The sequence below is a fragment of the Halopenitus sp. POP-27 genome (assembly GCF_029889855.1).
Taxonomy (GTDB): Archaea; Halobacteriota; Halobacteria; order Halobacteriales; family Haloferacaceae; genus Halopenitus; species Halopenitus malekzadehii.
Genome location: NZ_JARANU010000016.1, coordinates 1 through 23,977 on the forward strand (window position 1 = coordinate 1; position 23,977 = coordinate 23,977).

24 protein-coding genes and 5 pseudogenes are annotated in these 23,977 nt (G+C 67.2%); 18 read left to right on the plus strand and 11 right to left on the minus strand.

Annotated features, from left to right (window positions below; translation table 11 throughout):
- Positions 1–206: ubiquitin-like small modifier protein 2 (locus tag OQF70_RS10310; protein WP_280537436.1), on the minus strand; the 206-nt coding region annotated here is incomplete at its 3' end.
- Between the two features lie 294 nt (positions 207–500).
- On the opposite strand from OQF70_RS10310, the pseudogene rfc reads away from it, so the two are divergent.
- The 8 genes and pseudogenes from rfc to OQF70_RS10350 all read left to right on the plus strand — a co-directional run.
- A pseudogene (gene rfc, locus OQF70_RS10315) lies at positions 501–638 on the plus strand (replication factor C small subunit); the annotation flags it as partial.
- Positions 639–650: 12 nt separating this feature from the next.
- A pseudogene (locus OQF70_RS10320) lies at positions 651–1,835 on the plus strand (LAGLIDADG family homing endonuclease); the annotation flags it as partial.
- Between the two features lie 762 nt (positions 1,836–2,597).
- Positions 2,598–2,879: pseudogene (locus OQF70_RS10325) on the plus strand (replication factor C small subunit); the annotation flags it as partial.
- 51 nt (positions 2,880–2,930) lie between these two features.
- Positions 2,931–4,180 (plus strand): annotated as a pseudogene (locus OQF70_RS10330) (NUMOD3 domain-containing DNA-binding protein); the annotation flags it as partial.
- A gap of 4 nt (positions 4,181–4,184) precedes the next feature.
- A pseudogene (locus OQF70_RS10335) lies at positions 4,185–4,793 on the plus strand (replication factor C small subunit); the annotation flags it as partial.
- Between the two features lie 102 nt (positions 4,794–4,895).
- On the plus strand, positions 4,896–5,426 hold the full coding sequence (locus tag OQF70_RS10340; RefSeq protein WP_280537437.1) for a metallophosphoesterase: 531 nt from the start codon (positions 4,896–4,898) through the stop codon (positions 5,424–5,426).
- 531 nt (positions 5,427–5,957) lie between these two features.
- On the plus strand, positions 5,958–6,086 hold the full coding sequence (locus OQF70_RS10345; protein WP_280537438.1) for a hypothetical protein: 129 nt from the start codon (positions 5,958–5,960) through the stop codon (positions 6,084–6,086).
- 2 nt (positions 6,087–6,088) lie between these two features.
- Complete coding sequence (locus tag OQF70_RS10350) at positions 6,089–7,285, plus strand: inorganic phosphate transporter (protein WP_280537439.1); 1,197 nt, start codon at positions 6,089–6,091, stop codon at positions 7,283–7,285.
- A 60-nt stretch (positions 7,286–7,345) separates the two neighbouring features.
- Here the strand turns inward: OQF70_RS10350 and OQF70_RS10355 are convergent, their stop codons facing one another.
- Positions 7,346–8,719, minus strand: coding sequence for a hemolysin family protein (locus OQF70_RS10355; protein WP_280537533.1), 1,374 nt, complete (start codon positions 8,717–8,719; stop codon positions 7,346–7,348).
- A gap of 165 nt (positions 8,720–8,884) precedes the next feature.
- On the opposite strand from OQF70_RS10355, the gene OQF70_RS10360 reads away from it, so the two are divergent.
- From OQF70_RS10360 to OQF70_RS10370, 3 genes are read left to right on the plus strand one after another with little or no spacing between them, the layout of a single operon-like run.
- Positions 8,885–9,151, plus strand: coding sequence for a glutathione S-transferase N-terminal domain-containing protein (locus OQF70_RS10360; RefSeq protein WP_280537440.1), 267 nt, complete (start codon positions 8,885–8,887; stop codon positions 9,149–9,151).
- Between the two features lies 1 nt (position 9,152).
- Complete coding sequence (locus tag OQF70_RS10365) at positions 9,153–9,665, plus strand: redoxin domain-containing protein (RefSeq protein ID WP_280537443.1); 513 nt, start codon at positions 9,153–9,155, stop codon at positions 9,663–9,665.
- Between the two features lie 7 nt (positions 9,666–9,672).
- Complete coding sequence (locus tag OQF70_RS10370; RefSeq protein WP_280537444.1) at positions 9,673–10,344, plus strand: L-threonylcarbamoyladenylate synthase; 672 nt, start codon at positions 9,673–9,675, stop codon at positions 10,342–10,344.
- Positions 10,345–10,410: 66 nt separating this feature from the next.
- Here OQF70_RS10370 and OQF70_RS10375 read toward each other — a convergent pair whose 3' ends face one another.
- Positions 10,411–11,109, minus strand: coding sequence for a hypothetical protein (locus OQF70_RS10375; RefSeq protein WP_280537535.1), 699 nt, complete (start codon positions 11,107–11,109; stop codon positions 10,411–10,413).
- A gap of 187 nt (positions 11,110–11,296) precedes the next feature.
- Positions 11,297–11,941, minus strand: a complete 645-nt coding sequence (locus OQF70_RS10380) for a hypothetical protein (protein WP_280537445.1) — start codon at positions 11,939–11,941, stop codon at positions 11,297–11,299.
- A gap of 150 nt (positions 11,942–12,091) precedes the next feature.
- Between OQF70_RS10380 and OQF70_RS10385 the strand changes: the two genes are divergently transcribed.
- The 4 genes from OQF70_RS10385 to OQF70_RS10400 all read left to right on the plus strand — a co-directional run bounded on the left by OQF70_RS10385 (position 12,092) and on the right by OQF70_RS10400 (position 14,645).
- Positions 12,092–12,328: a ribbon-helix-helix domain-containing protein gene (locus OQF70_RS10385; RefSeq protein ID WP_280537447.1), complete on the plus strand. Its 237-nt coding sequence runs from the start codon at positions 12,092–12,094 to the stop codon at positions 12,326–12,328.
- Positions 12,321–13,037: a queuosine precursor transporter gene (locus OQF70_RS10390; RefSeq protein ID WP_280537449.1), complete on the plus strand. Its 717-nt coding sequence runs from the start codon at positions 12,321–12,323 to the stop codon at positions 13,035–13,037. The genes OQF70_RS10385 and OQF70_RS10390 overlap by 8 nt, the downstream gene beginning before the upstream one ends.
- 98 nt (positions 13,038–13,135) lie before the next feature.
- Positions 13,136–13,495, plus strand: a complete 360-nt coding sequence (locus OQF70_RS10395; RefSeq protein ID WP_280537451.1) for a DCC1-like thiol-disulfide oxidoreductase family protein — start codon at positions 13,136–13,138, stop codon at positions 13,493–13,495.
- A 115-nt stretch (positions 13,496–13,610) separates the two neighbouring features.
- A complete protein-coding gene (locus tag OQF70_RS10400; RefSeq protein WP_280537453.1) occupies positions 13,611–14,645 on the plus strand; it encodes a low specificity L-threonine aldolase in 1,035 nt (344 codons plus the stop codon).
- 137 nt (positions 14,646–14,782) lie between these two features.
- On the opposite strand, the gene OQF70_RS10405 is transcribed toward OQF70_RS10400, so the two are convergent.
- The 5 genes from OQF70_RS10405 to OQF70_RS10425 form a co-directional block, all read right to left on the minus strand.
- Entirely contained in the window at positions 14,783–17,059 is a 2,277-nt protein-coding gene (locus OQF70_RS10405; protein WP_280537455.1) for a (Fe-S)-binding protein, read from the minus strand.
- A 134-nt stretch (positions 17,060–17,193) separates the two neighbouring features.
- Entirely contained in the window at positions 17,194–17,910 is a 717-nt protein-coding gene (locus tag OQF70_RS10410; protein WP_280537456.1) for an energy-coupling factor transporter transmembrane component T, read from the minus strand.
- The gene (locus OQF70_RS10415; protein ID WP_280537457.1) at positions 17,907–18,632 is read right to left on the minus strand and encodes an ABC transporter ATP-binding protein; all 726 of its coding nucleotides are present in this window, start codon (positions 18,630–18,632) and stop codon (positions 17,907–17,909) included. Before OQF70_RS10415 ends, OQF70_RS10410 begins: the two co-directional genes overlap by 4 nt.
- Positions 18,633–18,657: 25 nt before the next feature.
- Positions 18,658–19,239, minus strand: coding sequence for a biotin transporter BioY (locus OQF70_RS10420; RefSeq protein ID WP_280537459.1), 582 nt, complete (start codon positions 19,237–19,239; stop codon positions 18,658–18,660).
- Between the two features lie 181 nt (positions 19,240–19,420).
- Positions 19,421–19,636, minus strand: coding sequence for a hypothetical protein (locus tag OQF70_RS10425; protein WP_280537461.1), 216 nt, complete (start codon positions 19,634–19,636; stop codon positions 19,421–19,423).
- A gap of 10 nt (positions 19,637–19,646) precedes the next feature.
- On the opposite strand from OQF70_RS10425, the gene OQF70_RS10430 reads away from it, so the two are divergent.
- Positions 19,647–20,237, plus strand: coding sequence for a MaoC family dehydratase (locus OQF70_RS10430; RefSeq protein WP_280537463.1), 591 nt, complete (start codon positions 19,647–19,649; stop codon positions 20,235–20,237).
- A gap of 70 nt (positions 20,238–20,307) precedes the next feature.
- On the opposite strand, the gene OQF70_RS10435 is transcribed toward OQF70_RS10430, so the two are convergent.
- Positions 20,308–20,853 carry a zinc ribbon domain-containing protein gene (locus OQF70_RS10435; RefSeq protein ID WP_280537465.1) on the minus strand — a complete coding sequence of 182 codons (546 nt, stop codon included), beginning with the start codon at positions 20,851–20,853 and terminating at the stop codon, positions 20,308–20,310.
- A 90-nt stretch (positions 20,854–20,943) separates the two neighbouring features.
- On the opposite strand from OQF70_RS10435, the gene aspS reads away from it, so the two are divergent.
- The gene (gene aspS, locus OQF70_RS10440; RefSeq protein WP_280537467.1) at positions 20,944–22,257 is read left to right on the plus strand and encodes an aspartate--tRNA(Asn) ligase; all 1,314 of its coding nucleotides are present in this window, start codon (positions 20,944–20,946) and stop codon (positions 22,255–22,257) included.
- 8 nt (positions 22,258–22,265) lie between these two features.
- Positions 22,266–23,159: a pantoate kinase gene (locus OQF70_RS10445; protein ID WP_280537469.1), complete on the plus strand. Its 894-nt coding sequence runs from the start codon at positions 22,266–22,268 to the stop codon at positions 23,157–23,159.
- Here OQF70_RS10445 and OQF70_RS10450 read toward each other — a convergent pair.
- Positions 23,156–23,962: a type II CAAX endopeptidase family protein gene (locus OQF70_RS10450; protein WP_280537470.1), complete on the minus strand. Its 807-nt coding sequence runs from the start codon at positions 23,960–23,962 to the stop codon at positions 23,156–23,158. The genes OQF70_RS10445 and OQF70_RS10450 overlap by 4 nt on opposite strands.
- Positions 23,963–23,977 lie beyond the last annotated feature (15 nt).

The following is a 23,977-nucleotide window of genomic DNA, read 5'->3' on the forward strand; positions in this document are numbered from 1 at the left end:
CGCCCGGACCCGCCCTTGATGAGCCGGAGGACCGTCACGCGCTCGGCGTCGACGGCGCGGTCCTCGGGAACCGGTGACCCGTCGACGAGCGCGGCGGCCTCCTGCGGGCTGTAGCCCACCGACCGGATCAGGTCGGCATAGGTGTCCTCGGGCGCGCAGGCGAGCTCGTGGGTCTCCTCGCCGACCACCTCGACGGTGACGTCCATACGAGCAGTAGGGGGCCGGACCGGGTTGAACCGATCGATTCTGGCGATCGGAGGACAGGGCGGCCGGGGTCCCGGTGTCGGGGCCAACGTCGCGGCTCCGGCTGCCGGCCTTGCGGCACCGGCGATCGACGCCCGGGCACCGACGGTCGACGTCTCGGTTCGTTTATGACCCTGCCGGCCGGGATTCACCGTATGAGCGAGCCAGAGGAGTCGACGGATCCCGACGGCGGGGACGGGACGGCGGAACCGGACGACGACGCGGGGACGGCCCCCGCGACGGCGACCGGGCGGGAGATCTGGATCGAGAAGTACCGCCCGCAGACGCTCGCGGACATCCACGGCCACGAAGACATCATCGAACGGCTCGAGAGCTACATCGAGCAGGACGACCTCCCCCACCTACTCTTCTCCGGGCCGGCCGGCGTCGGGAAGTGTGTTACTGGAGACACGCCGGTGCTGACGGGTGACGGCGTCCGGCGGATCGAGGACATCGTCGGCGACATCGACGGGTTTGCGACGCCGCCAAGCGATCTCTCAGTCGCGACGTTGACGGATCGAAACGAGTTCGAATTCGTCGCTCCCTCGGACGTGTTCGCGAAGGAAACGGACGAACTGGTGACGATCGAGACCCGAGATGGTGGCGAGTTCCAGGTGACGCCGGAACACAAGCTACACGTCATCACCGAGGACGGACTCGAGTGGGTTCCGGCAGCCGATCTGGAGGCCGGCGATCGAGTCGCGCGTCCGCTATCGCTTCCCGCACCGGAACCGTCGTCACTCCCGGAACCGGAACCGTCGTCGCCCTCGGAACCGGAGCCATCATCGTCACCGAGTATGGGGACGCAGTCGCAGCTCCGCTGGTTCGAGGAGATGGATCCGGACCGCACCGAAGTCACGCTCGCGGGGGAGTCGCTTTCGGGCCGGATCTCGACGCTCGACGTCGAGTGGGCGACCGGATCGGTGACGAAGCCGATTCCGCTCTCCGAGCTTCACGCGTGTGACCTGCAGCCGAACGACTGGGTCCCCGCGGTGGAAGCGATCGAATACGTCAACGCCACCGGCCACCGATCACGGTCGATCACGCCACCGACCGCCGTGACGCCGGAGCTCGCGCGGTTCGTCGGACTCACGATCAGCGAGGCACAGATTGATGGCGGTCGGATCAAGTTCTACAACACCGACGAGGAACTCCTCGATGCGTTCGAAACCACCGCACGGACGCTCTTCGGGGTGGATACCGAACGCGGCCGTCAGAAGGACGTTCCATACGTTCGCATCGGTTCACGAACGCTCACGCACTATCTCGAGGCGGTCTTCGACGTCTTCGCCAGCGCATCGGGTGCTGGGACGTCGGCGATCGGTTCCGCGATCGTCTCGGCGGACGACGCCTCGCGAGCGGCGTTCCTCCGTGCCGTCTTCGACGCCGAGGCTCATATCGCGGCAAACGGGAGCATCGAACTCACACAGCGAAACGCGGACCACATCACGTTGGTGGCCTACCTGCTTTCAACGTTCGAGATCCCGTGCCGGCGAAAAACGGCCCGAAAGGCGGCGACGAACGGAACCGGGATCGAACGGACCTATCACACCCTCTACATCTCGGGAGCGAACGCTCTCGAGACGTTCGCCGACCGGATCGGCTTCTCGATCGGATATAAGGCCGACCGCCTCCACGAACACGCCGCCAAGGACGCGAATCCGAACCACGACACGATCCCGGCACAGACGGTGCTTCGGGAACTGTGTGACCGCCTCGACATCCCCGTTACCGACCACCTCCCGAAATCACTGAATCCGGAGACGCCCGGACGGGAGCGGTACTGTGCGGTCCTCGACGACGTCGTTACGACCGCAACCGACCGGATCGAGGACGTTCAGCGAGGACTGGAGCGGCTCGAGCGACTGGAGCCGATGATCGCCGAAACGACCAGCCTCCCCGCGACGTGGGTCGGCACACGAAGCGACCTGGAACCGATCGAGACGCGGTCGGCGATCGCAGACTCGACCGGCGTTCGATCCGATCGGCTCCTCGAATACAGCGACGGGCGACGAACTCCGTACGCGACGCGTGCACTGCAGGTGCTCGATGAGCTCGACCGACCGCTCGAGAAGACGGCACTCGAGACAGTCCAAGCGGAGCTACGGACCTGCCGGGATCTGATCGGCGCCTCGAATGAGGAGATCGCGGCGGATCTCGCGTTCGGGTCCTCGGATCTACCAAACCTGCTGAACACCGACGATCACGCGGTACGAACTGTTACACGGTTCGAGCGCGTCGCCGAGCAGCTTCGGGCGGCGGCGCTGGACCGGCTGTCGGTCGAGACGATCGAACTACTCGAGACGGCGAGTCGGATCGCCGATGCGGACCTCTACTACGATCGGGTCGAGTCGATCGACCGCGTCGAGACCCAGGAACGGGTTTACGACTTGACGGTCCCGGAGACTCGGAATTACGTCGCCGGTGAGGTCCCGACCGTGATGCACAACACCACCGCCGCAACCGCTCTCGCCCGCGAGATCTACGGCGACGACTGGCGCGGGAACTTCCTCGAGCTCAATGCCTCCGACCAGCGCGGGATCGACGTGGTCCGGGATCGGATCAAGAGCTTCGCGCGATCGTCGTTCGGGGGATACGACCATCGGATCATATTTCTTGATGAGGCCGACTCGTTGTGCGTTCCGCCAGGGACTGAAGTGGTAACGGGATACCCATCGAAACCGAAGGTGAAGCCGATAGAGGAGGTAAGCACGGACGGTGAGCCGATCCCATCGGTTGACTTCGAGACGAACGAGATCCAGTCGGACGCCGGTCGTCTCGTTGACTCCGGGATCGCGGACTTCTTCGAGATCGAACTGGATGACGGGCGGACGCTGCTCGCGAGCCCGACCCATCCGTTCTTCGTGGTCGGCGAGGGCGGGAGACTCGTCGAGAAGGAGCTGCGGGAGCTGTCCCCGGGAGACGAGATCGCGGATTTTAAGGACGACATCGGAGTGTCGCGGTGTGACGTCTGTGGGTCGTGGGCTGCCGGACGGTTCTGCTCGATCGACTGCAAGAACGAGGGGCACAGCCGGGAGATGAGTGGTGAAAACAACCCAATGTACGGGACGGAGTGGTCCCAAGAGCGGCGAGAGAAGATCGTCGAGGCACTCTCCGATGGACGACTGGCCGGCGAACGCAATCCGAACTACGGGGGAGACTTCCACGGGACCCACGTCTGGGATATGGACGCGGAGACGGTCGAACGAGTCCGTAAGTCGATCAGCGAAATGCGATCGGGAACGCCGTGGGAGGAGTGGGTCGTCGATGCCGATGCTGAGGAAACCAAGCGGAAGATCGGAGAGGCATCTGCGGAGTGGTGGCGGAATCTTGATGCCGACGAGCGGGCCGAAGTCATCGAAAAAAGCGTCGAAAACTGCGATTATCCGGTCTGTGATATCACCGGCGATAACAATCCAATGCGCGATCCCGAGATCGCGGCAAAGGTCTCCGAGGCACTGAAAGGACACGAACCGACGGGTGGGAACGTCAGACACAGCGAGGAACTCGGCCATCTCGTCCGCTCCAATTGGGAATACGAGGTCGGGAAGAAATTACAGGAGGCCGGCATCGAATACGAGTATGAACCTGCCTTCGAACTGTCGGATTCAGTATATCATCCCGACTTTGTCGTCGGCGAGACGGTGATCGAAGTGAAAGGGGTGGCCAAACTGTGGGGGCAGACGGAGAAGGTAGAGGAGTTCCTCGAAACGTACGGTGATAAGTACACATTCGTCGTCGTCGGTGACGGGGAACTACCGCATCACGAACACTACGAGAAGGACGAGTTCGAGGCTGCGGTACTCACCGACGGCGGTCTCGAGTCGGTTCGAACCGCGGAGATCAACAGCATCGAGTACAGCCACCGCGGGAAGGCGTACAACATCAGTATGGAGGGAACGCCGAACTTCATGCTCGCGAACGGCGTGTTGACGCACAACACCGATGACGCCCAGTCAGCGCTTCGCCGGACGATGGAGCAGTTCTCGGACAACACGCGGTTCATCCTCTCGTGTAACTACTCCTCGAAGATCATCGATCCGATCCAGTCGCGGTGTGCCGTCTTCCGGTTCTCGCCGCTGTCGGACGAGGCGATCGCGGCCCAGGTCCGGGAGATCGCCGCCGCTGAGGACATCGAGGTGACGGAGGCGGGCGTCGACGCGCTCGTCTACGCCGCAAACGGCGACATGCGTCGCGCGATCAACTCCCTCCAGGCGGCCGCGACGACCGGTGACGTCGTCGATGAACAGGCCGTCTACGCGATCACGGCGACCGCCAGACCGAAGGAGATCGAGTCGATGGTCACGGACGCGCTCTCGGGTGACTTCTCGAAGGCGCGCGCGACCCTGGACACGCTGCTCACGGAGACCGGGATGGCCGGCGGCGACGTGATCGACCAGCTGCATCGCTCGGTCTGGGAGTTCGACCTCTCCGAGCGCGAGGCGGTCCGGCTGATGGAGCGGATCGGCGAGGCCGACTACCGGATCTCCGAGGGGGCGAACGAGCAGGTCCAGTTGGAGGCGCTGCTGGCCGCGCTCTCACTGCCCGAGGAGGACGGAACCGCGGCCGGGGATGCCGGCAACGGCGGCGATTCGGGATCAGGGACGACCGAGCGCCGCCACTCCGACGACGGGGAGGCCTGAGCGTCGCCGATGCTCACGGTCGTCTCCGACACACACAGCACGGACGGTCATCGCCTGACTGGACGCACGCTGCGTGCGATTCGGGAGGCCGACGTCGTGATCCACGCCGGGGACTTCCACCGCGAGCCGGTGCTCGACGCGTTCGACGCGGAGACGGACACCCTCCGTGCGGTGTTCGGGAACAACGCCGACGCCGCGATCCGCGACCGGCTGCCCGAGGCGCGAACCGTCGAGTACGCCGGCGTCAGGTTCGCAGTGACCCACACCCGCCGCGGCGGCGAGACGGCGCTCGCGCTGTTCGGCCGCGAACGGGCCGCCGACGTCGTCGTCTTTGGCCACAGCCACCGACCGACGGTCACTGAGGCGGGCGACGTGACGCTCGTGAATCCGGGGAGCCACGCACAGCCGCGCGGCAACAGACCGGCACACGCCGAGTTCGAGCCGATCGATGGCGACGGCGGTCTCGAGGGACGGCTGGTGACGCCCGACGGTGACGTCTTCGAGCGGTTTCGGGTTCACGGGACCCCGGCGCAGGAGTGAGAACTGCGACCCGGGAGCGAGTGATCGTTCCCGCGGACGCGGGTCACGACCCGGGAGTGACGTGCGGATCGGCCAGTGTGGATCTGGGCAGCCGGCTCTCGGGACGGGACACTGAAAAGGGTCGACGACACCGCGCTCGGCGATCGGGACGGAGCACGGGACGGGAGACGGGGGGTCGTGCGGTCGGTGGTGGGGGTTCGAATCGCGTCGATCAGGCACGACGGTGGGGGGTCGTCGATCGCACGTCGTGGGGGGACACGACGGGTGTATCGGGGGTGTCGTTCGTCGCGTGCTCGTGATGGTGGTTCGTGGGAAGATCGCGGCTGACGGTCGGCGACGCGTGACCGCGTCACGGCGTCACGACCGCGATCGGAGGGCCGAAGCGGGTGTCGCGAGTGAATCAACGGTTGCGGGGAGTATATATCCGCGCTAAGAACAAACGACGGTTTTAGTCACACATCGATCGGCGGCGTTGACGCCGACCGGGACGCCGAAACGCATAACACCACGCCGGAAGTAGCCGGGTGATATATGGACTCGCCCGATCCACTGTTCATCGGCCTGCTGATCGCGTTGGCGGGCTTTTTCCTCTTCGCGTACCTCCTCGTCCGACGCACGCTGTTGAGCCTGCGTGAGGGCTACGAGGACGGACAACGGTAACGATGGCACTCGAAACAACCGCCACGTTCGCCGTTGCAGGGCTCGCAAGCCTCTTCATGGCGTGGGCCATCGGTGCGGGATCGTCGGGGTCGACGCCGTTCGCGCCGGCGGTCGGCGCCAACGCGATCTCCGTGATGCGGGCGGGGCTCGTCGTCGGCGTCCTCGGCTTTCTCGGCGCGGTGCTGCAGGGTGCAAACGTCACCGAGGCGGTCGGGACGGAACTGATCGGCGGCGTCACGATCACCGCGGGCGCGGCGATCGTCGCGCTGCTGACCGCGGCCGCACTCGTCGCGATCGGGGTCTTCACCGGGTATCCGATCGCCACGGCGTTCACCGTCACGGGAGCCGTCGTCGGCGTCGGTCTCGCGATGGGCGGGGCACCGGCATGGGCAAAATACACCGAGATCGCCACGCTCTGGGTGCTCACCCCGTTCGTCGGCGGCGGGAGCGCGTACGTCGCCGCTCGGGCGCTACAGAACGACCGGATCCCCGAGCGGGCTCTGACTGGGGTTCTCGGCGGAATCGTCGGCGTCATCCTCGGAAACATCGGGTTCGCGTTCCTCGGCGCCGCGGACGAACAGGGGTCACTCGCGGGAACGGTCGGTTCGGGTCTCCCGGTCGGGTCGCCGTTCGGGATCGACCTCGGGCCGATCCTCCTGACGCTCGCGTGTGCAGCGATCGTCGGCACTGCCGTGTATCTCGACATCGGTCGCGACCGGGACGGCGGTCAGCGACGGTTTCTGCTGGCGCTCGGCGGGCTCGTGGCGTTTTCGGCCGGCGGGTCACAGGTGGGCCTGGCGATCGGGCCGCTGGTCCCGATTCTCGATGAGGCCGCGATCCCCCTCTGGGCGGTCCTCGTCGGCGGCGGATCCGGACTCCTGTTGGGGTCCTGGACCGGGGCGCCGCGGATGATCAAGGCGATCGCCCAGGACTACGCGTCGATGGGCCCGCGACGGTCGATCGCGGCGCTCATCCCCTCGTTCGCGATCGCACAGACCGCCGTCGCGTTCGGCATCCCCGTCTCGTTCAACGAGATCATCGTCTCGGCGATCGTCGGGGCCGGCTACGCGGCCGGCGGGGCCGGCGTCAGCAAGCGGAAGATGGGCTATACGGTGCTCGCGTGGATCGGGTCACTTGCGGTCTCGTTGACCGTCGGCTTCGGTGCGTACTGGCTGCTGGCGGCGATCGGTGTGGTGTGATCACTGGCGGCGATCGGTGTGGTATGCTCGCGATGAGTCCGGGTCCGGAGCCAACGCCCGTCAGTTCGGGTCGGACTCCGGCGGTTGTTCGACCGGCGCGTCCTCATCCTCGACCTCGACGGACGCCTCGGCTCCGTACTCGTCGGTGACGGTCACGCGGGCCTTCATGATCCGCGTGTTGTCGACGCGCTCGATCCGGATATCGACCCCGTCGTAGGCGATCGACTCGCCCTCCTCGACGAGCCGGCCGGCGCGGTTGAAGACGAAGCCGGCGAGCGTCTCGAACTCCTGGCCCTCCGGGAGGTCGATCCCGAGGATCTCGTTGACCTCGTCGATGTTCACTTCGCCTTGCACCATCGCGACGTTCTCCTCGATGAACTCGATCGGCTCGGGCTCGTCGCCCTCGAGGATGTCGCCGACGATCTCCTCGACCATGTCCTCGAGCGTGATGATCCCCTCGGTCGTCCCGAACTCGTCGATGACGATGACCATCTGGAGCCGGTTGTCCTGCATCTCCTCGAGCAGTTCATCCGCGTTCTTCGATTCGGGGACGTGCAGCGTCGGCTTGACGACCCGTTCCAGGGAGGGTTCGCCCTCGGCGTACCGGAGCTCACGGACCAGGTCCCTGACGGTGACGACGCCGACGATGTTGTCGAGGTTCCCCTCGTAGATCGGGACGCGCTCGTGGTCGGACTGGACGCACGTCTGGATCGCCTCCTCGACGCTGGCCGACTTCGAGACGGCGGTGACGTCGAGCCGCGGCGTCATCACCTCCTTGGCGATCGTGTTGTTGAACCGGAAGATCCGGTCGAGCATCTCCCGTTCGTCCTCCTCGATGACGCCCTCGCGCTCGCCGGTCTGGATGATGTTCTGGATCTCCTCGCGGGTGACGTAGGTCGACTCGATCGCCGCGCGGCCGCCCGTGATCCGATTGATGACGCGGGTGAGGTAATCGAAGAGGATCACGAGCGGGAGCAACAGCCACTCGGAGTACTGCAAGGGCCGGGCGATCCGCAGCGACCACGATTCGCTGTGTTCGACCGCATAGGATTTCGGCGCGGTCTCGGCGAACAGCAGGACGACGGCCGTGATCCCGAAGGTCGTCGCAACGATCGCCTGACCCTGCGAGAGGTAGAAGCCGAACATCGACGTGGCGATCGCGGAGGTCGCGATGTTGACGATGTTGTTGCCGACGAGGATCGTCACCAGGAGTCGATGCGGGTTCTCGCGGAGCTGTTGGACGGTCCGTGCGCCACGGACGCCCTCCTCGACGAGGTTGTCGACGCGATGTTTCGGCAGCGAGAACATCGCGATCTCCGAGGAGGAAAAGAAGGCGGACAGTCCCAGGAGCACGACGATCGTGAGCGTCCCGATGATCGTCCACGTCGTCGTACTGACCGCCTCGATCTGGAGGGGTCCGATGGCCAGCAGCATATTCGGCGACAAGCCCATTCTCGTTACACCTGCGGGTGGCAACGGTTAAATGATTACGTCTGACGTCCGGATCGTCCGAGCCACGCATACCGACGAACTCGACCGATCACCCGCTGCGGACCCGATGGCGACACGGTTACCCCGTCGGCGTTCATACTGCGTGATATGCCCGACCAGACGACCGACATCACGCTGTACCGGCTGCAGGCGTGCCCGTTCTGTGAACGGGTCGTGCGAACCCTCGACGAACTCGACCTCTCGTACCGGTCACGGTTCATCGAGCCGATGCACTCGGAGCGGAACGTCGTCAAACGCGTCTCCGGCGCGCGAACGGTCCCGGCGATCGTCGACGAGACGACGGGCGTGACGATGTCGGAGAGCGCGAACATCGTCGAGTACCTCGAGACGACCTATGGACAGGGAGGTGCCTGAGATGGTGGATTTCGACGTCGTCGAACTCCCGGAGACGGACCACGTCGAGGCGGGTGAGACCGCCCCCGAGTTCACCCGACCGCTCGTCACCGCGGAGTTCTGGGAGGACCGATCGCTGTCGAGCCTCCTTGAGAACGGCCCGGTCCTGCTCGTCGCGTATCCGATGGACGGCGCCTTCCCGGCGACGTACGTCTGGAACGAGATCGCCGACCGCGGATGGACCGATGCGATCGACGTGGTCGGGATCGGGATCTCGACGCCCTACGAGCACGGCACGCTGCTCGAGGAGCGCGACGTCGATGTCCGGCTGTTCTCCGATCCCGGCGCGGGGGTCCTCGAGAAGTACGGAGTCACCAACGACCTCGACGGAATGGCGGGGATCGTCGACGCCCGCCCCGCCGTCTTCGTGATCGACGAGGACCGAACCGTCCGCTACGCGTGGGTGTCCGCGGAACATCCCGAGTTCCCGCCCTATGACGCGATCGGCGAGGCGGTGGACGACCTGACCGCCTGATCCGCCGATGGACGACCAGCCACGAACGGCGGAACGGACGGGTTCGGCGGAACCGACGGAGACGGCTGCGGCACGCGAGGCTCTTCCCGAGGACGTCCGGTCGGCGATCGACCGCGCCACGGCCGCGGTCGCCGACGGCGATCTCGTGGTGTATCCCACGGAGACGGTCTACGGACTTGGCGCCGACGCGCTCGACCCGGACGCCGTCGAGCGCGTCTTCGAGACGAAGGGACGTGACCGCTCGAAGCCGCTCTCGTTCGGCGTCGACAGCGTCGAGACGGCGCTCGAGCACACGCGGCCGACCGAGCTGGAGGCTGCCTGTCTCCGCGAGTTCCTCCCCGGACCGGTCACCGTGATCGTCGAACGGGCGGCGACCGTCCCCGACGTGCTCACGGCCGGCCGCGACCGGGTCGGGATCCGGATCCCGGATCACCCGATCGCGATCGCGCTGTGTGCGGCCGCCGGGCCGATCACCGCCACGAGCGCGAACCGGTCGGGGACGGGAAGCGTCCGCAACCTGTCGGCACTCAACCCGGAGATCCGTGACGCCGCGGCGGTCCTGATCGACGGCGGCGAAACGCCGGGGACCGAAAGCACCGTCGTCGAGCCGGAAACGGGGACGATCCATCGACGCGGCGCCAATGCGGACGCGATCGCGGCCTGGCTCGACGATCGCTGATCGTGGCCTGGCTCGGCGATCGGTTGTGAAGCCGTCGACGGTGGGCCCCTTCCCGTCGGTCCACGACTACAGACCCAACCGGGAGCGCAGCGAACGCGTCTCGGTGCCGCACTGATCCCGATACTCGCAGGGCGGACACCGGTCGTCGGAAACCCGCGGCGGCGGCCCGTCGATCCCGCGAGTGGTCCGCAGCGCACGTCGATAGGCGGCCTTCGTCCGAACCGACAGCGTGACCTCGCGAACGATCCCGACCGCCGGGTACTCGACGAGAGCGCGGGGGATCGGCCGTTCTTCCTCCCAGGCGAGCGCCTTCGCGATCGCAACCGCCCGGACGGCCTGGGGCTCCCAGACGCCCTGATCGGGCGGCGTTCCGGGCGAGACGAGCGCCGGTAGCGGCGGATCGTCGGCGTCGTTTCCGGAGAGCACCTTATGTGCGATCCCGTGACAGGACCGACCGACGAGAAACGCCCGCGTCCGGTCCGGGATCGCGAGCGAGCGCCACGGGATCCCGAACCGCTCACGAAGGTCGCCGTCGCGAAGCGTCCGAAGGCGGTCGCGGTAGACGGTCGGCCGGACGTCGATCGGACGATCGACGAGGTCGGCATCGCTCGCTGCGACCGAATCCGGGTATCGAAACGCGAGGTCGATCCGTGACCGCTGTGCGTCGGGGATCGATCGGTCCGTCTCCCGGCGTGCGTAGTACAGCTGCCGCGGACAGTAGGCGGCACGCGTCAGGTCGCCGAAGGCAACCGATCCCGATGGAATGCGATCGGACCGGTCGGGTGATGCCGGACGCGTGGCGTGGCTGGACGACGCGGTGGCCGTCGCGTCGGTCGGTGGCGTCTCGGTGTCGGGATTGGTCGGTTGCGAGGGGGTGTCGGACACGGGCCGTCTGTGTCGGCTCCCGATATAAACCGTCGGACGGATCGGTCGCTCGGTGGCCGGCCGTCGTTCAAAAGGAGACGTCGGTTTCGATGTCCTCGGCCGCCTCGCGCAGCCCGTCCTCGCGAGCATCGGCGGCGAGCGATCCCTCGATGTCGGCGTCGGTGAGGAGATCGCGGAACTCATCGCGGAAGCGGTGGTTCGCGCGCATCGAGACGATGTCCGCCTCGGCGACGCGGCGGTACCGCCGGGCGGTCTCGGGATCGCTGGACAGCTCGGCGGCCAGCTCCTCGTCCGTGGCGTCCGTGAGCACGAGTCGCCTCACCTCGTCGTACGCGACCGGCGCCTCGCGGTCGGCATCGGTGACGAGATGGAGGTCCGTTCGCGCGCGGAAGACGTCCGTCGCGTCGGCGTCGACTGTGGCGTTCTCCCCGATCTCGATCGACTCGTCGTCGCCGATCGCCGCCGCGATGGCCGCGTCGGACTCATCGTCGAAGTACCCCCGGACGACGCGGGCGTAGGCGGCATCGGGGAGAGGCGTCGAGAAGCCGTATCGATCGCGCATCGTCGCGATCAGCTCGGCGAGCCGCTCCCCGACCGTCGCGTCGTCGCGGTCGAGCAGGGATCCGCGGTCGGCCGCCTGCCCCTCGGTGACCGTCTCCGAGCCGGTCGTGTCGACGAACAGGTCCCGGAGCTCCGCGGTTTTCTCGTCCATAGTGGCGGGAGAACGGGACAGAGGGCTAAAAACGTGTCCCCCACGGAACGACCGGATCGGTGATCAGGCGGAGTCGTCGAGTGATACTCCCCACGTGTTCTTGGAAGAATACTTAACGGCGCGGCGCAGACCGACGGGCAAGAGTTCAGTATGCCCAAAGTGAGCGTGGACATTCCGGAGGAGCTGTTGGACGACCTCGATCGGCACGTCGGCGGCGACGGCAAGTTCGTCAACCGCAGCGACGCGGTCCGGGCGTCGATCCGAAAGACGCTGGACCAGCTCGACGAGATCGACGAGCGGCACGGGCGGCTCGAGGAAGGCGCTGACGACGCTGATACCGCGGAGACGGAACGCCACGGGACGGCCGACGAGGGATCCGATGCGTAGCTCGGGGACACGGGGTGCAGCCGGCACGCCCACGGACCCGACCAGCACGGCGGCGATCGGCCAAGTTGCCCTCCTGGCCCTGTTCGTGACCGCGCTCGTGACCTCACAGTTGACCGCCGCGAAGATCCTCGCGATCCCGATCCCGATCACGCTGCCGGTCATCGGGCCGGAGATCGCGTTGCCGGGGGCGGCGGTGGCGTACGCGCTCACGTTCTTCGCCTCCGACTGTTACGCCGAGCTGTACGGGCGGCGGGCGGCGCAGGTAATGGTGAACGTCGCGTTCGCGATGAACTTCGTCGTGCTTGCGCTCGTCTGGTCGACGATCGCCGCGCCGGCCGACGATCCGGAGTTCGCCGCGACGTTCGCGGCGGCGCTGGCCCCGGCGACGAACATCGTGGTCGGCAGCCTGCTTGCGTATCTGGTGAGCCAGAACTGGGACGTGATCGTCTTCCACGCGCTGCGCGATCGGACGGACGGCGCTCACCTCTGGCTCCGAAACCTCGTCTCGACCGCGACGAGCCAGGCGATCGACACCGTGATCTTCGTCGGCGTGGCGTTCGTGGTCGCGCCGGCCGTCCTCGGGATCGGCGTCACGCTGCCGACCGCGGTCGTCGTGTCGCTGATCCTCGGCCAGTACCTGCTGAAGCTGCTGATCGCGGTCGTCGACACGCCGTTCGTCTACCTCGTCGTCCGCGCGGTACGCGGCTAATTCGTCGTCCCGTGCGTGGTCGCGGCAGACTCGTCGGCCGCCGGTGAAGGGACACACGGACCCGAAACGCCAAACCGACGGGGGACCGACGTATCGGTATGGCGACGCCACGTCTGGTCTACGACGACGACTGCGGGTTCTGTAAGTGGTGTGTCCGGATCGCGTTGCGCCACGGCGAGTTCGATCCCGTCGGGTTCGCCGACCTTTCGCCCGACCAGCGCGCCCGGCTCCCGGCCGAGTACGAGTCCTGTATGCACCTGCTGACCGACGACGCCGTCTACTCCTGCGGTGAGGCGCTCGAGCGCGTGGTCGCCCGGTTCGGGCCGGGTTGGCGACGCGCGATGAACGCGGCCCGCCAGGTTCCCGGCTGGCAGCGGGTCCGCGAACGCGGGTACCGGTTCGTCGCCGATCGGCGCGCGATCTGGGGACGGGTTCGGTCGTGTGCCGACGTGAAGTGACTCGCTGCGACCCATCGATCGTCTCGGCCGACCGACCACCTCGACCCATCGACCGTCGCGGTCCGTCGATCGGCCCGGCCGGCACCACTAAGCCCGTGTACACGAATCGATCGATATGGAGTCGGAACTCGACGTCGATCTCCGGTCGGACACGGTGACGCGCCCCTCAGCGGAGATGCGCGAGGCGGCTGCGACCGCCGCGGTCGGCGACGACGTCTATCGCGGTGATCCGACCGTGATCAAACTTGAGGGTCGAGTCGCCGAGACGCTCGAGATGGAGGCGGCCCTCTACGTCCCGTCGGGGACGATGGGCAACCAGATCGCCGTGCAGGTCCACACCGATCCCGGCGACGAGGTGCTGCTTGAGGCCGAGTCCCACATCTATCGCTGGGAGCTCGGCGGCGCAGCCGCGCTGTCGGGCGCACAGACCCGACCGATCGACGCCGGCGAACGGGGGGTTCCCACCCCGGAACAGGTCGAGGCGGGCCTCGTCGACCGCGATCTTCATCGTGCCGGGACCGGGCTGTTCGCGCTGGAGAACACGCACAACTACCGCGGCGGGAGGGCGATCCCGAAGGCACGGATCGACGATGCCGCGGCCGTCGCCCACGACCACGACGTTCCCGTTCACGTCGACGGCGCGCGGCTGTTCAACGCGGCGGTCGCGCTCGACACCTCCGCGGCCGAACTGGTCGAGTCCGTCGATAGCGCGATGGTCTGTCTCTCGAAGGGGCTCGGCGCGCCCGTCGGATCGATGCTCGTCGGGCCGGAGACGTTCATCGAGGAGGCGCGCCGCGTTCGCAAGCTGTTCGGCGGCGGAATGCGTCAGGCCGGGCTGATCGCCGCGCCCGGACTGTGCGCGCTCGAGAACGTCGACCGACTGGCCGACGACCACGCGAACGCGGCCCGGCTAGCGCGCGGGCTCGACGACCTCGACGGGCTCGAGGCGGCCGATCCCGAGACGAACATCGTGGTCGTCGACGTGTCGGGAACCGGACGCACCGCCGAGCAGTTCCTCGAGGACTGCACGGACGCGGGGATCGGCGGCGTCGAGTTCGACGACTACACCGTCCGGTTCACGACCCATCTGGACGTCGATCGCGAGGACGTCGAGACCGCGATCGACCGGATTGCCACGATCGTCGAGTAGACGGGTCGATCATCTGATGGTCGCCTCGATCAGTCAGAGACGAGCCGGCCGAAGGAGAGGCGACCGTGGGAGAGACGGCCCGGCCGTGAGAGCGACGGGACGGCCGTGGGAGAGCCGGGGCGACCGTCGGATCGATCTCAGTCCGCGGCGGCCGGACCGCTGCCGTCGGCAGCGTCGTCATCGGCCGAGACCTCGCTGGCGGAGGCGTCCGGGAGTTTTCCGGACGTCTCGAGGGCCTCGAGCAGGAGTTCCGCCACGTCGACGACGTCGATATCGTCCTCGAAGTTTCCGGTCTTGCGGCCGTCCTCGAACATCGTGGTACACATCGGACAGGCGACGACGAACTTCTCGACGGCGGCGCCGGCGTCGGTGTCCTCGAGCGCCTCGCGGAGCCGCTCCTCGCTGGGTTTCGTCTCTTCGTCGTGTTCCATCCAGAGCCCGCCGCCACCGCCGCCACAGCAGAACGAGTCCGACCGCGAGCGCGGCATCTCCCGCAGGTCGGCGCCGGTGGCCCGGATGAGCTCGCGGGGGGCCTCGTACTCGTCGTTGTACCGGCCGAGGTGACACGGGTCGTGGTAGGTCACCGTGTAGTCGAGCTCGTCGCCCGAGAGCCCGAGACGTCCGTCGGTCACGAGTTCCTCGACGACCTGCGTCCAGTGTTGCACGTCGATCTCGCCGTCGGCGTTCCACCGCTCGTCGTACTCGAAGGGCATCATCGGGTCGTCCGCGAACTCAGCGAAGTCGAGTTCGGGATACTCGTTTTTCATCGTGTTGTACGAGTGCGGGTCCGTGCAGACGATCGACTCGAACTCGCACTCCTCGAAGGTCTCGACGTGGTGGCCGGCCAGCTCGAGGTAGAGGAACTCCTCGCCGATCCGGCGGACGTCGTTGCCGTCGTACTTCTCGTCGTCGAAGAGGATCCCGAACTCGACGTCCGCGTGCTCGAACAGGCGGGCGAGCGCGCGGGCGACCGTCTTGTTGCGCTCGTCGTAGCTCGGGTAGTCGCCGACGTACCAGAGGTACTCCACCTCGGTCTCACGGGCGTCATCGATCTCGAACTCGAGGTCCACCGTCCAGTCGCCGCGGGCGTCCGGGGAGTCGCCGAAGGTGTTGCCCGTGCTCATCACGTCCTGGAAGACGTCCTGTAGGTTCGAATCGAGCGCCCCCTCGTCGGTGAGCTGACGGTTGAGGCGGGTGAACGACGTGAGGTGTTCGATGTCGACCGGGCAGGCGTCCATACAGGCCATACAGGACATACATGACTCCATCGATTCGGCCGCGATCACGCCGCCCTCCTCGGCGACGATCGGCACCGTCTCGGCGGTCGCGCTGCCGCCGTCGGCGACCGCGCCGTCGCTGAGTTCGTCGGCCCGGGGCGGGACCGCATCCGGCGACCGGCCGATGACGGGGTCGTCAGCGACCGATTCCCGGTACGCCTTCAGATCGAGGATCACGTCGCGGGGATCGAGGTTGCGTCCCGACGCGTTCGCGGGACAGACCGAGGAACACCGACCGCACTTCGTGCAGGCGTCCTGGTCGAGCAGCTCCTTCCAGGTGAAGTCGTCGAGCGATTCGGCGTTCGTGTGATCGAGGTCCGCGGGAACGTTCGGGAGGCGTGCGCCGGCCTGCTCGTCGCGGACCACCACGTTCGCGAACGAGGAGAGCATATGGAACGGCTTGGCGTAGGGGATCCACGCGACGAACGCGAGCGCGAGGAGGGCGTGTTGCCACCAGATGACCGGATAGACCGCGGCCGCCAGCTCGGGCGTGACCCCGGCCGCCTCGAGGCCGGTTGCCATCGTGAGACCGATGAAGCTGACCGACTCGGTCGCCCGGTTCGGCTGGCCGACGATCGCGGCCGCCTCCGCGATGAAGCCGCCGATCCCGAGCAGGAACAGCGACCAGACGAACGCGTCGTCCTCGAGTGAGGTGTGTTTGCCCCACAGCCGCGCGTTGTGCGTCCAGTAGCGCCGCCACAGCGCCATCCCGACGCCGACGACGAACAGGAGCCCGAACGCGTCGACGACGAACTGGTAGGCCAGATAGAACTCGCCCGTCCAGAAGGAGTCGCCGGTGAGGGGGCTATAGAGGTCCATATCGACGAAGAGGATCGTCGTCGCCATCAGCAGGACGAGAAAACCCCAGAGGACGAAGGTGTGCATCACGCCGGCATACCGGTCGCGATCGAACTGCTTGCGGTTGGTCGCCACGATCCGTGTCGCGTCGACGATCCGACCGGGGAGGTTCGAGAGCCGGTCGACCGACGCCTCGCGTCCGGCGGCGTACCGGGCGAAGCGCGCATACACGCCGTACGTGAACACGAGAACCGCGACGGTTGCCAGGACGTAGAAGATGGCCTTGCCCGTCGGGGAGATCGTCCAAAACGTCTCGCGGGTCGCCTGCAGCGGTAGCATAGTTCAACCGACTGTCGATCGGGTGTTAAATCTTGCCACTATCGGGCGGTTTCCACACGACGTTTCATCGCGGAGAGGTAATGGAGTCCCATCGCCGAGAGATGGTGAAGTCCCATCGCCGAGGGACGATCGGATCACGCGATCCGGACGATCGCCGCGACGACCAGCCCCGTCGCGAGCAGCACGACCGGTCCGTCAGCCCGCGAGAACCGAAGCGTCGGCAGCGTCGGATTCCACGCGAAACACCGCGCCGTCAACGCGGTCGCGAGCCGGTCGGCTCTACCGAGCGCGCGAGCGATTCCGGCGACCGCCACGATCCGCATCCGCCGGTGAACGGGGCGTTCAGTGCCGCACCGAGCGTGAACGGCCGCACGCGTGCTCACGAGGTCGTGACGGAGCAGCGGGAGGAACCGAAAGACGAGCGCGACGCCGACGCCGAGAATCCGACCCGGCCGTCCGGGAAGGAGCCACTGTATGGCTGCCCGAGACTCCCGAACCGGCGTGGACCGAACGAACGATCCGGCCACGAGCAACACGATCGCGATCCGGTAGCTCGCGAGCCCGGTGGAAAACGCGTCGGCGAGGTGGAACCAGGGCTGACCGATCGTAACGCCGGCGACGATCGGGGCGACGAGCAGGAACGGAGCGCTGAAGCGATACCCCCACGCGACGGTTCGAACGGTCCCGCCGGCAGCCCACACGCAGCCGACGGCGACGGTCGTGAGGACCGCCAGTCCCTGGGGAGTGGTGTACGCGTAGGCAGCCGCGGCGAAAGCGACCTGGAGGAACAGCTTCGAGCGCGGATCGAGCCGGTGAAACGCCGAATCAGCCGGAACGTACGTGAGGGTCATTCGGGGTCGTCCGGCCGTCCTCGTTCGAACGTGTTCTCCGGGAGATCGATCGTCTGTGCGAGGTCGCCAGTCGCCGCAGCATCCGCCGCGATCGTGCCGTCGTCAAGCACCACGATCCGATCCGCAAGACCGAGAACGGATCGCGGGTCGTGGGTGACGACGACGACGCTCGTCCCCCCGTCGTGGAGCGTTTCGAGGCGGGAGCGAACCGATCGGCGGGCGGCAGCGTCGAGTCCGGTGAACGGCTCATCGAGCACGAGATGGGACGGCTCCATCGCGAGCGCGCCAGCGATCGCGAGTCGCTGTCGCTGCCCGCCCGACAGCTCGTCCACCCGCGCGTTCCGTCGGTCGGCAAGCCCGACGGCCGCCAGCGCGTCGTCGACCCGCTCGTCGATCGTCTCGCGGTCGAGACCCAGGTTCTCGGGGCCGAAGGCGACATCGGCGGCAACCGTCGTCGCGACGATCTGGTCGCGTGGGTGTTGAAACACCATCCCGACCGCGCGCCTGGCGGCCAGCGGGTCCGTCTCGACGGGGGTCCCGTTCACGCGGACGGTCCCCGAGTCGGGCGTGACCAGTCCGTTGAACGTCCGGACGAGCGTGGTCTTGCCGGTCCCGTTCGCGCCGGCGAGGATCAGGAACTCCCCGTCCGGAACCGTCAGCGAAAGGTCCTCGAGGACGCGAACGCCGCCGCGGTCGACGGTCACCGCGTCGACGTCGATCATACCACGACCATCGTATCGACGTCGATCATACCGCGACCAAGGCGTCCGAACGCACGATCCCGATCACGGCCGCGATCTTGGCGGCTTCGGCGGGGAGGAAGACCAACGCACCCTGCACGGTCGCCTCGACCGGGCCGAGCCCGAGTACGAGCGTGAGCCCTGTCACGCCGGCGGCGTAGATGACGACCGTACCGGCTATCAGCCCGCCGACGAGCGTGGGAACGCCGACCGTCTCGAGGTCACGGAGCGTGGGTCCGCGATGGACGACGAAGCCGATGATCCCGGCCGCGACCGGGTACGACCAGAGGTAGCCGGCGGTCGCACCGACGAGATGCCCGATCCCGCCGGCACCGCCGGCAAAGATCGGGGCGCCGAGCGCGCCGGCGGCGAGATAGATAACCAACGCCGTCGCCCCCCAGACCGGCCCGAGCAACACGCCGGTGAGGAAGACGCCGAGAACCTGCAGCGTCACCGGCGCCGGGGAAAGCGGGAAGGGGAACGAGACGTACGCGAACGCCCCAACAAGCGCCGCGAACAGCGCGGCCCGGGCGAGGTTACGGGTCGATTCCTGGCCGACGAGGTCGACCGATTCCGAGGTGGTTGCCATACGCGACCGTTTCGGTAAACCAACTTTAGAGTGTTGGTTTACGAACCGATGATCGAACCGTAGTTCGACGATCGACGAATTCGGTTGGCGAGGGAAGCCGACGGACGAGACGGACGACCGGGATCGGCGGCCGAGCAACCCGCCGGTCAGACGATCACGGAGACGACGCCGTCGTCGCCGATCACGAGAACGCCGAGGGCGACACGGACGCTCCAGAAGGAACGCGCTCCATGATCCACATCAGCATATCGACGGCCAGGTAGCCGACGATGGCGCTGACCGAGAGGGTGACCGCCACGAGTGTGAGAAGGGTGTGACGCCGACGATCGATCCGCCTCCGAGGAAGCAGTTCGCGATCCCGGTTCGGAAACGGAACCGGCTTGACCCCGGTTTCCATATGCCGCGATATGACCGATCGATCCGACGGAGAAGTCCCGAACGAGGGAGAGATGGCGACGAGCGACCACGATGCGACGGCGAACGATGGCGAGGCGACGAGCGAGGGCGAGACGACGAGCACCGACGACACGATCTACTTCGAGGACGTCGAACCCGGAACGGTGACGCAGTGTGGATCGACGACCGTCTCACGCGAGGAGATCATCGAGTTCGCCGAGGAGTACGACCCGCTCGACATCCACACGGACCTCGAGGCCGCCGCCGAGAGTCCCTACGGCGACGTCATCGCCAGCGGCTACCACACGCTCTCGCTATCGGTCCGTCTGCTCGTCGACGCCGCACGCGGCGACCGCGCGGTCATCGCCGGACTCGGGATCGACGACGTGCGCTGGCACGCGCCGGTTCGACCGGGCGACACGCTCGCGGTCGAGTTCGAGATCCTGGAGACGCGTCCCTCCGAGAGCAACCCCGCCGCCGGGATCATCCACGAGTCGATCACGGTCCGGAACGGGGACGACGAGACGGTGCTCACCCTGGAGAACAACGAACTCGTCGAGCGGCGGGAGCCGGCCGACGAGGGTGAGGCAGGGAGTGAATGAGTGAATGAGGGTGTGAATGAGGGAGTGAGTGATCGATCGGCCGCCGAACGGCGCCGCGGAGCGTCCCGACCTACGATCCTCGTTCCACACCGTCGACGGCGTTCTCCTCGGCCGCCGGCAGCGGCTCGGTACACCAGTGACAGAAGTCGAGCTCCGCGTCCGTCTCCTTCCCGCAATGTGGACACGTCACCGCGGGCGTCTCCTCGGGTGCCGCCGGAACCGCGTTTCGGGTCGGGGGGCGCTCGGTGCCGGTCGTCGCCGCCGTGTCCCCGGACTGACGATCGACGTGGCTACCCGGCTGGCCGTTCACCGCGTTACGATCGACGGTGGCGGTTCGAGCGCGATTACGGTCCCGTTTGCCGAGCACGAAGGCGTCGATCGCAGAGAGGACGACCAGGGCGGTGATCGGGAGCAACACGACGGACGGCACGCCCTCAGGGTTCGTGATCGGGTTGACGGGAGCCACGTTCGCGACCGAGTGCAGGGCGACCGACGCCCCCACGACCGTGACCAACCACAGCAGTGCCCGTCCCCAGCGCCGGAGGTACGCGTGGCCGAGTCCCACGATCGCAAGCGCCAGTGCGGCGGCGATCCATGGCCGCAGCCGAGTCACCATATCCGACGTTACGGGCGCGGCGTACTGAAACTTCTGGGTCGTGAACCGCGAATCAACGTCTTTTAAGCCCCAACCGCGGAATCGAATGGTATGCAAGGACTCGAAGACCGCACGTACACGTCCGCGGCCGAACCGGGCGATCACGTCACGGTCGCCGGCTGGGTACACGAGGTCCGGGACCTCGGTGGCATCGCCTTCCTGATCCTTCGAGATACCAACGGACGGATCCAGGTCAAATTCGAGAAGGACGAGATGGACGAGGAGCTCGTCAAGACCGGCCTCGGTGTCCCCCGCGAGTCGGTCATCGCGGTCACCGGCGACGTCGACGAGGAGCCGCGCGCGCCGACCGGCGTCGAGATCACTCCCGAGTCGGTCGAGGTCATCGCGGAGGCCGACACGGAGCTGCCGCTTGATCCCTCCGGAAAGGTCGACGCGGATCTGTCGACGCGGCTCGATAACCGAACGCTGGACCTCCGGAAGGATGAGGTCAAGGCGGTCTTCGAGATCCGCGGCGAGATCTTCCGCGCGGCACGGGAGGCGTTCCGCGACGCGAACGCCACGGAGATCACGACCCCGAAGATCGTCGCCACCGGAACCGAGGGCGGCACCGAGCTCTTCCCGATCACCTACTTCGGCGAGGAGGCGTTTATGAACCAGTCCCCGCAGCTGTTCAAGCAGCTGACGGCGGGGTCGGGACTCGAACGCGTCTTCGAGATCGGTCCGATCTTCCGCGCCGAGGAGCACAACACGCCACGACACCTCAACGAGGCGACCTCGATCGACTTCGAGGGCGCGTTCTGTGACCACGAGGACGCGATGGACGTCTGTGAATCCGTCATCCGGTCGGCCTACGAGGCGGTCGCCGAGAACTGCGGCCCGCAGCTCGAGGCCCTCGGGCTCGAGGACTCCTTCGCGCCACCGGCGGAGGCGTTCCCGCGGCTCACCTACGAGGAGGCCATCGAACGCATCAACGCCACCGGCGAGCTCGACGAGCAGCTCGTGTGGGGCGACGACCTCCCGACCGAGGGCGAACACGCGCTCGGGGAGGACGTCGGCGAGCACTACTTCATCACCGACTGGCCCTCCGAGATCAAGCCCTTCTACATCAAGGATTACGACGGCGACGAGACGCTCTCGACCGGGTTCGACCTGATGCACCCGCGGATGGAGCTCGTCTCCGGCGGCCAGCGTGAACACCGCTATGAGGAACTCATCGCCGGGTTCGAACAGCAGGGGCTCGATCCCGAGGAGTTCGAGTATTACACCAAGATGTTCAAATACGGGATGCCCCCGCACGCCGGCTGGGCGATCGGCGCCGAGCGGCTCGTGATGACGATGCTCGGCCTCGAGAACATCCGCGAGGCGGTGCTGTTCCCGCGTGACCGACAGCGTCTCAGCCCCTAACCAGCCGAATGAGCGACGATCGGTCGAGCGCGTTCGTTCCGGGACACGTCACGGCGTTCTTCAGCGCCCACCCGGACGAGAACGCCCACGCGGCAGGGTCCCGCGGTGCCGGGATCGCGCTCTCGGACGGCGTGACGGTCACCGTCGATCCGGTCACGGCATCCGATGTCGCGCCGTCCGACGCGTCGCCGAGACAGACGGTAAACGGCGAGTCCGCCACGATCGATCCGGTGACGCTCGTCCTCTCGAGGCTGGATCTCGACGCACAGGTTACCGTCGAGACCGAGCTCCCGATCGGTGCGGGGTTCGGCGTCTCGGGAGCCGCGGCGCTCGGAACCTCCCTCGCTGCCACCGACGCGACCGGTGACGGATACTCGGAGAACGATCTGGTCCGGATCGCACACGCGGCGGAGGTCGAAGCCGGAACCGGGCTCGGCGACGTCGTCGCACAGGCTCGGGGGGGGATCCCGATCCGGCTGGAGCCGGGTGCACCCGGATACGGAACGCTCGACGGGGTACCGGCCACCGAACGCATCGAGTACGTCACATTCGGCGAACTCCCGACCGAATCGGTCCTGACGGACGACACCGCCGACCTGTCGGTCGCAGGCGAGCGCGCGCTGACGACGCTCAAGGAGGACCCAACCCTGCCGACGCTGATGGACGCATCACGAACGTTCGCGCGAGAGGCCGGGCTGTTGGTGCCAGCGGTCGCCGAGGCGATCGGCCTGGTCGACGACGTCGGCGGCGAGGCCTCGATGGCGATGCTCGGACGAACGGTCTTCGCGCTCGGGACCGGACTCTCGGACGCCGGATACGATCCGACGGTCTGCCGGGTTCACCCGGGCGGCTCGCGGGTGTGTGAGCCGGATCGAAACGGGTCACCAACGCGGCGACGCTAGCGACGACGGCCGTCCGCCGGTCCCTCGTGGACGAGGAACTCGACGGCGTTGATCACGTAGTGGGCCACGATCACGACGACGAGCGAGCCGGTCAGCACGAAGAGGCCGCCGAGAACCGTCCCGAGAACCGCGGTCACGATCACGCCGAGCGCTCCCTGTGCCCCGTGTCCGAGCCCGAAGCCGATCGACGACCCGACCACGAGAAGCCACGGGTCCACGCCCAACCCGACCGCGAACGCCCCGATCAGGACGCCCCGGAACAGGAGTTCCTCGAAGACGGCGATCGTCGGCAGAACGACCAGAAGCAGCAGGACCCAGTCGGCCGGAACCGTCGGCGAAAGCGCCTGCCGGAGCCGTTCGTGTCCGGAGAGTCCGGCACGGCGGCCGACCAGAGCGCCAAGCTCGTTCAGGACGGCGATACCGCCGCCCGCAAGGACGCCGATCCCCACGGCACGAGCGGCGATCGTCCCGTCCGACAGCCCGAGGTGGGTGACCGGAACCCCGAACCACCACAGCAGCGTCACGACCGCGATCAGGAACACTCCCTGTGAGACGACGACGTTCGCGAGGAGTGCCCGCGTCGTGATCGCCGGGTTACGGGCGCCGGCCGTGGCGCCGTGAGCCGGGGCGGTGTCGGCGGGGGTCTCGGGAGCCAACTCTCGATCCGGATCCGACTCCGGAGCTGGAGCCGAGCCATCGACGATCCGCATATCGGCGAGTGCGTCCTGCGACCGGCGGGTCACGAGCAACAGGCCGACCGTGAGGCCCACGATCGCGAGCAAAAAGCCGGTCCAGTTCGACATTCGACAGAAAAGCGG